Origin of the sequence: Mycobacterium sp. KBS0706, from assembly GCF_005938675.2 — a bacterium.
In the GTDB taxonomy this organism is placed as follows: domain Bacteria; phylum Pseudomonadota; class Alphaproteobacteria; order DSM-16000; family Inquilinaceae; genus Inquilinus.
This window is the reverse complement of the sequence record NZ_VCCH02000065.1, coordinates 1-11,830: the sequence shown is the minus strand read 5'-3', so window position 1 is coordinate 11,830 and position 11,830 is coordinate 1. Positions and strand designations below refer to the sequence as shown.

12 protein-coding genes and 1 pseudogene are annotated in these 11,830 nt (G+C 63.9%); 7 read left to right on the top strand and 6 right to left on the bottom strand.

Annotation, left to right across the window (positions count from 1 at the left end; all coding sequences use genetic code 11):
* Window positions 1-116: 116 nt before the first annotated feature.
* From FFK22_RS28410 to FFK22_RS28400, 3 genes are all read left to right on the top strand, one after another.
* The gene (locus FFK22_RS28410; protein ID WP_221938930.1) at window positions 117-491 is read left to right on the top strand and encodes a response regulator; all 375 of its coding nucleotides are present in this window, start codon (window positions 117-119) and stop codon (window positions 489-491) included.
* Between the two features lie 72 nt (window positions 492-563).
* Window positions 564-2,828, top strand: a complete 2,265-nt coding sequence (locus tag FFK22_RS28405; RefSeq protein WP_138889767.1) for a glycosyltransferase family 4 protein — start codon at window positions 564-566, stop codon at window positions 2,826-2,828.
* A 158-nt stretch (window positions 2,829-2,986) separates the two neighbouring features.
* Window positions 2,987-3,478 (top strand): hypothetical protein, encoded by a 492-nt coding sequence (locus FFK22_RS28400; RefSeq protein ID WP_138889766.1) that lies wholly within the window; start codon window positions 2,987-2,989, stop codon window positions 3,476-3,478.
* A 107-nt stretch (window positions 3,479-3,585) separates the two neighbouring features.
* Here FFK22_RS28400 and FFK22_RS28395 read toward each other — a convergent pair whose 3' ends face one another.
* The 3 genes from FFK22_RS28395 to FFK22_RS28385 form a co-directional block, all read right to left on the bottom strand.
* On the bottom strand, window positions 3,586-3,849 hold the full coding sequence (locus FFK22_RS28395) for a DUF2147 domain-containing protein (protein WP_186002700.1): 264 nt from the start codon (window positions 3,847-3,849) through the stop codon (window positions 3,586-3,588).
* A gap of 351 nt (window positions 3,850-4,200) precedes the next feature.
* On the bottom strand, window positions 4,201-5,514 hold the full coding sequence (gene nhaA / locus FFK22_RS28390) for a Na+/H+ antiporter NhaA (protein WP_138889764.1): 1,314 nt from the start codon (window positions 5,512-5,514) through the stop codon (window positions 4,201-4,203).
* A gap of 233 nt (window positions 5,515-5,747) precedes the next feature.
* On the bottom strand, window positions 5,748-6,716 hold the full coding sequence (locus FFK22_RS28385) for a CapA family protein (protein WP_221938929.1): 969 nt from the start codon (window positions 6,714-6,716) through the stop codon (window positions 5,748-5,750).
* Between the two features lie 251 nt (window positions 6,717-6,967).
* On the opposite strand from FFK22_RS28385, the gene FFK22_RS44865 reads away from it, so the two are divergent.
* Genes FFK22_RS44865 through FFK22_RS44000 form a run of 3 tightly spaced genes read left to right on the top strand, consistent with a single transcriptional unit; the run spans window position 6,968 to window position 7,545 of the window.
* Entirely contained in the window at window positions 6,968-7,210 is a 243-nt protein-coding gene (locus FFK22_RS44865) for a YeeE/YedE family protein (protein WP_138889813.1), read from the top strand.
* A complete protein-coding gene (locus FFK22_RS44550; RefSeq protein WP_306770184.1) occupies window positions 7,207-7,326 on the top strand; it encodes a DUF6691 family protein in 120 nt (39 codons plus the stop codon). Before FFK22_RS44865 ends, FFK22_RS44550 begins: the two co-directional genes overlap by 4 nt.
* A 33-nt stretch (window positions 7,327-7,359) precedes the next feature.
* On the top strand, window positions 7,360-7,545 hold the full coding sequence (locus tag FFK22_RS44000; protein WP_221938927.1) for a hypothetical protein: 186 nt from the start codon (window positions 7,360-7,362) through the stop codon (window positions 7,543-7,545).
* A gap of 332 nt (window positions 7,546-7,877) precedes the next feature.
* On the opposite strand, the gene FFK22_RS28370 is transcribed toward FFK22_RS44000, so the two are convergent.
* Entirely contained in the window at window positions 7,878-8,276 is a 399-nt protein-coding gene (locus FFK22_RS28370) for an Hsp20/alpha crystallin family protein (RefSeq protein ID WP_138889763.1), read from the bottom strand.
* Between the two features lie 48 nt (window positions 8,277-8,324).
* Window positions 8,325-8,744, bottom strand: coding sequence for an Hsp20/alpha crystallin family protein (locus tag FFK22_RS28365; RefSeq protein ID WP_138889762.1), 420 nt, complete (start codon window positions 8,742-8,744; stop codon window positions 8,325-8,327).
* Between the two features lie 308 nt (window positions 8,745-9,052).
* On the opposite strand from FFK22_RS28365, the pseudogene FFK22_RS28360 reads away from it, so the two are divergent.
* A pseudogene (locus tag FFK22_RS28360) lies at window positions 9,053-10,100 on the top strand (IS110 family transposase).
* A 540-nt stretch (window positions 10,101-10,640) separates the two neighbouring features.
* Here the strand turns inward: FFK22_RS28360 and FFK22_RS28355 are convergent.
* Window positions 10,641-11,687, bottom strand: a complete 1,047-nt coding sequence (locus FFK22_RS28355) for a fatty acid desaturase (protein ID WP_138889761.1) — start codon at window positions 11,685-11,687, stop codon at window positions 10,641-10,643.
* Window positions 11,688-11,830 lie beyond the last annotated feature (143 nt).

Sequence of the window (11,830 nt, the reverse complement as noted above, 5' to 3'; positions counted from 1 at the left end):
GGCGGCCAAGAGCGCGGCGACAGAGTGGGTCTGCGTAGTTTCCGAGCCTGCCCTCGGCGATCTCGCGCCGGCTATGGTTATGAGTCTGGACGAACCGAGACAGTGCCGGAGGCGACATGAACCAAATGGCAGCGCTCCGCGTCCTGCTCGTGGAAGACGAAGCCGTCATCGCCGTGCTGTTGGCCGAAGTGCTCGGCGGGATGGGCTATGAGGTTTGCGCGATCGAGGCCACCGAGGCGGATGCGGTGGCCGCGGCCGCGCGGTGCAGGCCGGACCTGATGATCGTCGATGCGCGATTGGGCACCGGCAGCGGCGTCGCGGCCGTCGAGGAAATACTCCGGACCGGGCCCGTTCCGCACGTGTTCGTCAGCGGCGATTCGTCGATTGTCCAAGCGCTCAGGCCGGACGCGGTGGTGATGCAGAAGCCGTTTCGGGAGGCCGACCTGGCCCGCGCCATTCAACGCGCGCTCGGTGCCGCACCTGTCCTCTGAAGGTCCGGATCGCCCCGCACGGCCGTCACGGAACAGGGGTGGATTCGCCGACCGACCGAAGGAGGTACGATCATGGCCCAGCCGAGCCGTCTGGCATTCATCGGAAACTCGCTGCCCCGCCGCTGCGGGATCGCCACCTTCACGACCGACCTGCAGCAGGCGATCGCGGCGGCGGACACCTGCATCGTGGCGATGACCGACCACGGTCATGCCTATGACTACCCGGCCGCTGTTCGCCTGCAGGTCAAGGATGACCGGATAGAGGACTACGTCCATGCGGCCGATTGTCTGAATGCCGGCCAATTCGACGTCGTCTCGCTCCAGCATGAGTTCGGCATTTTCGGCGGTGAAGCCGGCGGCCACATCATCGCGCTGCTGTCGCGGCTGACCATGCCGATCGTCACGACGCTCCACACGGTTCTGTCCGAGCCGACACCGATGCAGCGCGTCGTCCTGAACCGGGTCATCGAGCTGTCGTCGAGGGTGGTCGTCATGGCCGAGCAAGGCCGGGAGCTGCTGCGGAGGGTCTATGCGGTGCCGGCGGACAAGGTCGAGGTCATCGCGCACGGGATCCCCGATGTCGCCTTCGTCGAACCCGACAAGGCGAAGTCCAAGCTCGGATTTGCCGGCCGGCCTGTCATCCTCACCTTCGGCCTGCTCTCCCCCAGCAAGGGCATCGAGGTCATGATCGATGCCATGCCCTCGATCCTGAAAAGCCGTGCCGATGCGGTCTATGTCGTGCTCGGCGCGACGCATCCCAATCTCGTCCGCGACCAGGGCGAGGCGTATCGCGAAAGTCTGCTGGACCGGGTGCGCGACCGTGGCGTCGAGGACAATGTCGTCCTGCTCGACCAGTTCGTCGACCGGGCGACGCTGCTCGACTTCATCGCCATGTGCGACGTCTACGTCACGCCCTACCTCAACGAAGCGCAGATGACCTCGGGCACCCTGGCCTACAGCTTCGGGCTGGGCAAGGCGGTCGTCTCGACACGCTATTGGCACGCACGGGAACTGCTGGCCGAAGGACGCGGCATCCTGGTTCCGTTCGGCGATGCCGAGGCCATCGGCCGCGAGATCACGGGGTTGCTGACCGACGACGTCCGGCGGCAGGCGATGCGCAGGCGCGCCTATGCCACCAGCCGGTCGATGACCTGGCCGCGAACCGCGGAACGCTACCTGGCCGTCTTCGCGCGTGCCCAGCGAGTGCGTCGCTTCAGGGTGATTGCGCAGCCGGACCGATTCGAGCCGTCGGGAGACGGCCTCGCCGCGCCGGAGCTGGAGCTCGGCCATTTCCTGTCGATGTGCGACGACACCGGGCTGTTCCAGCACGCGGTCCATTCGGTGCCCGATCGCTCCCACGGCTATTGCATCGACGACAATGCCCGCGCGCTGCTGGTGGCATGTGCGCTCAACACCCCCCACGACCCGCGCCTGCCCGAGCCCTTGACGGCCCGTCTGGCCGCCTTCGTCCAGCATGCGTGGAACCCCGACACCAAGCGGTTCCGCAACTTCATGAGCTTCGACCGCCGCTGGCTCGAGGACAGCGGCTCCGAGGACAGCCACGGGCGGACCCTCTGGGCTCTGGGCGAATGCGCCCGTGGCGACGCCAGCCCGTCGCGCCGGCGCTGGGCGACGGCCTTGTTTGCCGAAGCGCTGCCGACGGTCGAGGGCTTCAGATCGCCGCGCGCCTGGGCCTTCGCCCTGCTCGGGTTGGACGGATATTGCGCGGTGGTGCCTGAGGACACTCTGGCCGAGCGGGTCCGGCATGATCTGGCCGAGCGGCTGATGGCGATCCTGGCGGCGGTCGAGACCCGGGACTGGGTGTGGTTCGAGGAGGGGCTGGCCTATGACAATGCGCGCCTGTCCCAGGCTCTGATCGTCACCGGAATGGCCACCGGATCGCTGAGCTTTGTCGATGCCGGCCTGCGAACCCTGCACTGGCTGATGGCGCTGCAGACGACGCCGGCAGGCGTGTTCCGCCCGGTCGGGTCGGACAGCTTCGGCGACAAGCGAACGGCGCCGCAGCCCTTCGATCAGCAGCCCCTGGAGGCCGCGGCGGCGATCTCGGCGTGCTTGGCGGCGTGGCGGGCGGATGACGACGCCGAATGGAAAGCCGGCGCGGCACGAGCCTTCGCCTGGTTCCTCGGCGGCAACGACCTGTCGCTGTCTCTGGTCGATCCGGAAACCGGCAGTTGCCGTGATGGCCTGCATCCCGACCGCCTGAACGAGAACCGGGGCGGCGAGTCCGTGGTGTCCTATCTCCTCGGCCTTTCGGAGATTCGCCAGATCGCCCGCCTCAGCGAGGGCCGTGCGAAGTTCGTGCCGCGCCTAGCCTAGTGGTGCGATGACAGCAGAAGCTACCCCATGTTGTGGCCATGATGCGAAGACTAAATCTTGGGTTTGAGCGATGCGTCTCCCAGACGTGATTGTGTGCTCAATGGAGAAGACGATGGGGTCAGTGATAGTGCGGCTGATACGGCCTCAGTGAGGCAGAGATGAAGTGGACGTGTTTTGCATGCATCGGCATTGCTGTCCTGAGTCCAGTTGCCGGGAACTCTCAGTCTTATGAGACGGTTGAATATGTTGGTCAGATCACGAAAGACCTGGGAGGAAATTTCGTAACGCTGGCAATAAGAGAGCATCGCGACGAGGAGGACTCTGTCAATTTCGTCTGCAAAGCCCCTGATCTGTCGATGACCGTATTTTTCAAATTTGGTCGCGCTGATAGCAGCCGTGGCGCTATATCGGCGCCCATTGGATATCTTACAATCAATCAAAATCGCGAAAGCGTCGCTCTTATGGCCGAAGATGGCTCCAATTCCATTATCCTATCGCCTAAGCATTCCAAGAAACTGTTCGACTCCGCGAAGATCGGCAGGCCTTTCAAGTTGGAGCGGCATGACGGGGCGACTCAGGAGTACCAGCTCGGCGCATTCTCTAGTGCGTTCCGCGAGCTCGAATCTCAGTGCGGAGGTCTTGCGAACTGACTCGTCGGCGTGAGGTCGACAGAAGGAAGCAGGCGCGCCCTTCCTCCAAGACACGATGCAAATGCAATCGTGGCGGCATCAATTCTTGGATTCTGCCGAATATCTCATCACCAACCTTCCAATGTGCCGTGTGGAATCCGTTGAAGGCTCTTGGTCTCGCCGAGAGCCGGGATCCCCGCATAGATTCGCGCAATGAGCACATCGGTGGATTTGAGTTCCGTTGAGACACCGTATGTTTTCCCATCATGCGAGTTGTAGAATGAACCACCTTCCCAGCGATCAGGGCCCGTCGGCCGCATCCTCGAAATGATCGTCAGGCCGCAGAGTTGCCGCTGCCGCAGCGCCGGCTCCGGATTGTTCTTGTCACGCACCGCCTGATCCTGGGGATCTGCAGCCAAAGAATCCGGCCGCACAGCAAACCTTCGCAGTCGAACTCGTCATTCAGCGCCTGGCCGGACCCACGATCACCAGCCAGCCCGCGATCCTCCAGGATCCACATAAAGCCTCCGGGCCGGGGAGCCTTCGGACACCTGCCTGTGTATCCCGCCATCATCGTTCAAGTGCGGGTGCGCAGCCCTTCAAAACGGATCCTAACACATGTCTTCCGGCTTCCAGGTGGTTCGCGATCAGCGCGCGGGAGCTGCAATGGAGATGATGTCGCGAGTTCAGCAATTCGGCGGGGGACTTCAAGGGTGTGGGCTGAAGGATCGGTCTGATCCGGGTCACCGCCAGGCGGGAGACGTCAGCCATGCCAACGCCAGCAATCCGCATGCCGCGGAGGCGGCAGAGGCGCCCAGAATGCCCAATTTGGCCGCGTTGAGCAGGCTGGAATCGAAGGCCAATTCGCCGATGAACAGCGCCATCGTGAAACCGATGCCGGTCAGGAGAGCGCCTGCCGCCAGCACGCTCCAAGGCAGTTCGGGCGGGCGCACCGCAAATCGGAGGCTCACGGCCAGACAGCTGAAAGCCACCACACCGATGGGTTTGCCGAACACGAAACCCGCAAACATCGCGACCCCGAGGGTTCCGCCCATGTCTTCGGGGGAGATCGCCAGACCGGCATTCGCCAGCGCGAAGAGCGGCATGATCGTGAATGCCACCCAAGGGTGAAGGATGATCTCGAGACGCTCGATGGGAGACAAGGCTTCACGGGAAGCGATGCTCGCGCGGCGGAGATCCCGCCGGTCCGTCGTATCGCCGCTCCAGCGGTTCCCCGGAGGATAGGCGACCACGCGACTCAGGATCGCGCGCAAGCGGTTGTCGCTCACCCAGCTGTGCGCCGGGGTCATCAGGCCCAGGACAAGGCCCGCGAGCGTCGGGTGGATGCCCGATGCGTCAAGGGCCAGCCAGATCGTACCGCCGATCGCGAAATAGATCTGGAAGCTCCGGACGCCGAGGCGCGCGATCCCCGCGACGACCGCAAGTCCCAGCCCTGCCACTCCGAGAGCGGCCCAATCCAAAGCGCCGCCATAGCCGATCGCAATCACCACAATGGCGCCGATGTCGTCGAAGATCGCCAGCGACAGGAGAAACAGCCGCAAGCTCTGCGGAATGCGGGATCCAAGGACTGCGAGGCAGCCAATCACGAAGGCGGTATCGGTCGCCGTGACGATGCCCCAGCCGTGGGCGCCCTTGCCGCCGCCTTCCAGCAACAGGAAGAGGCCCGCCGGCACGACCATTCCGCCAAGAGCCGCGGCGATGGACAGAGCCGCCATGCGCGGGTTGCGCAATTCTCCCAGGACCATCTCGCGCTTCAGTTCGAGGGCGACGACGAAGAAGAACAGCGTCATCAGCCCATCGTTGATCCAGTGCTTCAGCGAGCGGGAGAACTCGAAGCCGCGCAGCCGGAAACCGGCCTGCATGTCCCACACAGCGAGAAACGACGTCGACCAGGAGGAGTTGGAGAGAACCAGGGCCAAGAGGGCGCAGAGCAGCAAGACGGCACCGGCCGTAGCCTCGATGCGAAGGAACCGCGTGAACGGCTTGGTAAACCGGTCCACCGGTTCCTGTGGAAGCCGCTCAAGGCTGCGGTTCATGGTGTCCAGACTTTCGTGGTCGGTTCCTGCGGTCGCCCGACAGGCAAAAGAGCAAGCCGCAGTTGCGCGCAGTGCTGCCGCAGAATGTACGAGACCGTCTGGCAGTGTAAACCACCAGGATCAATTGCCTACCGGCCGATTATTCCATCTGTTGTCGTTGCCGATGCCGTCACTCGACCCTGCAATTCAAGGTCGGTTCGACAATGTCAGCGCCTGCGGAAACGTCGCCGACATCATCGGGAGATCGGAATCTCCAGCCCTTCCGCAGTATCGAGGACGGGGGTGCCGAAGGCGGCGCAAAGGGACTGCATCCGCGTCCTGATAGCCCAGTCCGTCTCGCCCTTCGCCAGGCCGAGCGGCGAGGAATGGATGTGGACCGGCACCAGCCGGAGCCGCCCGAGCCGATCACCCTCGATGTCCAGGAGGAAGACGAACGACCAGAACGTCCGGCGGAACGGGAACTTCCAGTAGTCGTCGATGAAGTTCCCGGTGTCGTAGAGGATGATGCCGCCCCGATGCCGCTCGACTGCTTGGACCACATGCGCGGAATGGCCGTGGATGATGTCGACGCCGCGCTCGATCGCGGCATGCGCGAACCGCCGGAAACGTCGGCTCGGCGACAGGCGCATATTCGGACCCCAATGCAGCGACAGCAGCACGACAGCCGCGCCGGCGCACCGCAGCGTGTCGACCGAGCGGGCGACCCAATCGAGGCCGGCGGAGTCCTCCCTGAATTCGATGACGTTCGTCCCCGGGCGATCGGGGCCGGCGCCGAAGGCGCGCATGTTGTCGGTCGCCGCGAGCAGTCCGAGCTTCAACTCCGGCAGATCGAGCATGACCGGGGCCGCCGCCTCGGCAGCGTTTCGCCCCGCGCCCGCATATCGAATGCCCGCGGTGTCGAGCGCGGCCATGGTGTCGAGCAACCCGCGCTCATCGAAGTCCAGCATGTGGTTGTTCGCCAGACACACGAAGCGGACGGCGGCGCAGTCCAGGATCCGGACGGCCTCCGGATCGGCCCGGAAGTGGAACATCTTCCAGCTTCGGCGCCGGCTGGCGGTTGTGATCGGACTTTCGAGATTGGCTAGCACCGCATCGGCCCGGCGGAGGATGGGCAGGACATCGCCCCAGAACCATTCGGGGGGCCGGTGGCGCAATGCCCGGCTCACGCCGCGGCCGAGCATGAGGTCGCCCAGAAGCGCCAATGTCGTTGTCCGAGCCATGTTCCCCCGCCGCCGGCGCACCCGACCAACGACATCATGATTCGGAGTTCGGGCGAAGGAAGGGATTCAACATTGCAGAAACGAGCCGCAGGCACCGCCTTGAGCTTTGCGAGGATGTGAAGATCGAGTCGAGCTGCAGGATGCACGACTGCCTGACAGCGAGAAGCACGCTGCCTTGGGCTCGCGCATTCCCGATAGGAGCGAGTGGCGTAGTCGCCCAAGAGTAATGCCTCATCTGCACAGAACCGCTTGGAATAGGCAGCCTCGCGGACAGTGGTGATCATGGCTCGCTGCTTCTCCTCGTGGCGCCCGGACTTCTGGTCGGGTTCGGGACACGGATGGGCTCCGGCTGCACCAGCGGTCACGGGGTTGCGGGTCTCGCGCGACTCTCGCCGCGGTCGATCGTGGCCGTGGCGACCTCCCTCGCCACCGGCATCGCGACCGCCACCCTCATGCGCTGGGGAGGTCTGCCATGATCGGGGGGATCGGGGTCGCTCCGGTCGCCGGCCTGATCTTCGGGCTCGGACTCGCGATGTCCGGCATGATGGACCCGGCCCGGGTCCGCGGATTCCTTGATGTCGCGGGTGGCTAGGATCCGAGCCTCGCCTTCGTGCTCGGTGGCGCGGTGGCGGTGTCCGCGGTCGGGACCCTGATCCTGCGCCGCCGCTCCCGGCCCATCCTGGAGCAGAGCTTCGACCTGCCGACGAAGACGGTGTTCGTCGTTGCGATGCTCGCCGGCATGGCCATCCACGATCGAGTGTTCGCCAGCGTGGCCGGTGGGGCCGGGCTCCCGGCCGGACGCCAGTCGTGATCGGAAATGGGGGCCCTCCTAGAGGGCCTGACGGCAACGCCGGGTTCGCAAGCCCCTTCGCTGACCTATGGCGGGTCTGCCAGGCATTTGCGGGATTGCTAACGTGTTGGAGATCAGCATTTCACTGCCTACCGCGCACGGTCGACGGGCGGACTATCTGCTGCGGTGTAATCGGCCTATCTCTCGTCACATAGAGCGAAGGACGGCGCGCAGGGCGTTCAAGAGGCTCAGGCTCGGCGCGGTGTGCAACTCCGCGACTACGACATGACAGGCGACCGGCCGCGGGCGAGCACTTTGCCGGCTCGCTCGCGTGTCAGACAGCTGCCTTATAGTCAGGCGACCGAAATAGCGCGCGGCTTTGCTTCCTCCACCTTCGGCAGGACCAATGAAAGCACGCCATCTTTCAATTCCGCGCTGATCTTGGTCTGATCGATTTTGCTCGAAAGACGGAAGCTTCTCGAATAGTGGCCGATGTTGTACTCAGTATAGATCGGCTGAAGCTCTTCATATTTGTCGAAATCGATTCGGCCGCTCACTCTCAGGACGCCATCCTCAATGGCCACGTCAATATTTTTTTTCTGCACCCCGGGCATGTCCATAACGACGTTCAAAGCGTCCTGAGTTTCATAGATGTCGGTGGTCGGCAAGAACACTCGGGAGGGGACGGTGACCTCCTCTCTCTTCTCGACCTCTCGCTTCTGCTGGACCTGAAGCTCTTGCTTGGAAACCATGGTTGCGCTCCCGAGTTGGGGTTGGCGATCTTCAAGGGCGATGCATGGTTACGTGATCTGGACGGTCCGCGGTTTTGCGCGCTCAGCTATCGGAATAAACAGAGCGAGCACACCGTCGCGATACTCGGCCGTTATGCCGTCCGGATCGATTCCCACGGGAAGCGAGAGTGTCCGATCGAACTCGCCTCCAACTCGCTCACGACGGTGAATACTCGCGCCCTCGACATAACTGACTGATTTCCTGCCTGCGATGCGAAGCGCATTCTCCTTAGCTTGGATCTCAAGGTCGCTCTTACTGACGCCCGGCAATTCGATGATAGCGACGAAATCATCGCCCTGTCGGAAGACGTTGATTGGTGGAAAGGGCCCCGTGCTGGTGGTCGCGTCTCGGAGCCAATCGCTCGCGAGACGTGCTTCAAGGGCCCTCTGGAATCGGAAGAGCGCGTCGAAGGGATCGTTGGATGTCATACTCACAGCTGCACCCCATGAATATGAAACGGTTGCCGAAGCGTGGCGGGGGCAGCCTGGTGGAGCCCCTGCCCACCGCCGCTCAAGTTCGATTTAGGGTGCGAACTAGCAGAGTCAATGGGAGAGTGCCAACATGGCATCGACCCAAATGCGCCCATTCGCTTTCGGCTGTCTCCACGGCGCTTTGCCCCCCGAAGATGGTGTATCGCGGCGGCTGCGGCTCGACTGATGTCGGAAGCGCGCAGCCCCTTCACATTCGATGCAGAGGAGGTCGGTTCGACCTCAGACATCGGGGAAGGAGCGCGATGATGCTACATTTCGTTGGCCTTGATGTGTCGGTGAAGGAGACGTCGGTATGCGTCGTCGACGACGCCGGCCAGGTGGTGTCCGAGCATCGGGTGGCGACAGAGCCAGACGAGATCGTCGGGCTGTTGACGGCGCTCGGAGTTGAGTATAGCCGCGTGGGCCTGGAAGCCGGACCGCTCTCACAGTGGCTGGTCAACGGCCTGGCCGAGGCGGGCCTGCCGGTGATCTGCGTCGAGACCCGGCACATGAAGTCGCTGCTGAAGGCGCAGCAGGTCAACAAGTCGGACCGCCATGACGCGCGCGGGATTGCGCAGATCATGCGCGTCGGCTTGTTCAAGCCGGTCCATGTGAAGACGCTGGCGAGCCAGGAGAAGCGGATGCTGCTGACCAGCCGCAAGCTCCTCCAGCGCAAGCTCCTGGACATCGAGTGCGATCTGCGCGGCACGCTGCGGAACTTCGGCCTCAAGGTGGGTGCGGTGGCTCGGGGCGGGTTCGAGGCCCGGATCCGCGAGCTGGTCGATGGCTTCCCGCGGCTGTCGGCGATCGTCGAACCCCTGCTCGTCGTCCGGCGGATCATGCGCCAGGAGTTCGCCAGGCTGCACAAGATGCTACTCGAGCTCGTGCGGCACGATCCCCTGCCGGCGGCTGATGACGGCCCCCGGCGTCGGTGCAGTCGTCGCGCTGACCTACCAGGCGACCGTCGACCAGCCCCAGCGCTTCCTCCACTCCAAGTCCGTCGGCGCCCATGTTGGACTGGTGCCTAAACGCCACCAGTCCGGCGAAGCCGACTATGACGGCAGCATCTCGAAGTGCGGCGACGCCATGCTGCGGACGATGCTGTACGAGGCCGCTCAGACCATGCTGACGCAGAGTCGGTCCTGGTCCTGGCTCAAGGCCTGGGGCCTGCGGGTGGCGCAACGGCGCGGGATGCGGCGTGCCATCGTTGCGGTCGCCCGGCGGCTCGCGGTGATCCTCCATCGGATGTGGATCGATGGCACCGACTTCCGCTGGAGCCGCATGGATGTGTCCGCCGGCGCCCAGGCCGGCTGACCTCTGCCAGCTCAGAACCAGCACCAACCAGTTCTGCCTTGGCAGCAAGAGGTCCCCACGGGGACGATGGGTGGGGTGAGATCGCAATGTCCGCAGCCTCTGCCGTCCGAGCGATGGCAAGGGCGCCCCAAAGATTGATCCACCCCCGCCTTCTCATCCCATCATGGGGCGGCCAATGTGCCGACCCCGAAGAGAAGCACGAACCCCGTGTGGCTCGGCCTCATGCCGGGCAAAACTCCTCCTGCACCCTAACCCACGCTGCGCGAAAACCTCCTCCGACCCGGCCTGCTGCAACTCTGCAGCTGTCGACAGCTCGCGCCCACTTGACCTACGCCGCGATAGAGAAGCGGTCCTTCAAAGCAAAGGCGGGCTTTGGCACCTGTCGACCCATCTCTGTGAATCGGCGCGGGGTCTCGGCGCCGATCGGCACCGAGACCCCGTGCCGATTCACAGTCTTCTGCCGGAGTGCCTCTAGCGCTGCAGGTGCTCACGGCCCTGCCTTACGAACACGGCGACCGAGCTGATCTCGGCGTCGGTGTTTCAGTTGCCAGCGGGTCTTGGAACGGCGGAGCGCGCATTCGAACGCCGCATCCGCAGTTCGCGAAACGATATCAGCCGTCCCTGTCTTTCGTCCCAAAGGGCAAGCGTCGCGCATCGAAAGCTCTGAACGAACGTCAGCCGCCCGACGCCCGCCAGTTCGGGGTGATCATTCAGGACCTGGCGCAGACGGTAGAACGGGATCCGGCTGCACAGATGATGCACATGATGCACGCCGATGTTCCCTGTGAACCAGGCGAGGGCACGGGGCAACTCATAGTGCGAACTCCCATGCAGGGCGGCTTCATGGAAGTCCCAGTCTTCTTCGTGCGCCCATCGCGTGTCCTCGAACTGATGCTGCACGTAGAAGAACCACACCGCGATCGAGGCGGCGATCAGCACCACCGGGCCTTGCACCAGGAGAAATGGCCCGACCCCGACTAGGCACACCATCAACAGGACGACGGCCGCGATGGACGCGTTCGTTCCCATGGTGCTGGCCCAGGGCTGTCCGCCGGCCCGAATGAGACCAAAGGGAAGGCGGTGGTGCAGCAGGAACAGGTATGCTGGAATGATGCCGAACATCACGATCGGATGGCGATAGACGGTGTAGGCAAGGCGGCCGGCGGTGCCGAGCGCGAGGTATTCACTCACCGTTTTGGTGTCGATATCGCCGATGCCGCGATGGTCGAGGTTGCCGACCGCCGCGTGATGCGTCGCATGGGTACGGCGCCAGAAGCCATAGGGCGTCAACGTCAAGACGCCGATGACCCGGCCCACCCAATCATTCATGACGCGTCGACGGAAGAAGGCTCCATGTCCACAGTCGTGCTGAATCATGAAAAGGCGCATGAGGAAGGCCGCGGTCGGCACCGCGAGCAGCAATGACAGCCAATAGCCGATGCCGAGCGCGGCCCACATGAGGGCCCAAAGCACCGCGAACGGCACCGCCGTGATCAGCAGTTCAAATGCACTGCGCGCGGCTTTCGTTTCGCGGTATCGGCTCAGCGCCTGGATTCCGGCCTTGGCGTCTCCAACAGGGAAGGCCATGTCTTTTGTCATCCGTCATCGACGCTCGCTGAGAGCCTCACCGTCGCGCGATCGAGCAGGCCATCCGCGCGCGCCTGGCCGTTCGATCAAGCATTCGGCGCTTGCAACCCTACTCATCCCGGGGTGAATGAGGGCAGGCTCGG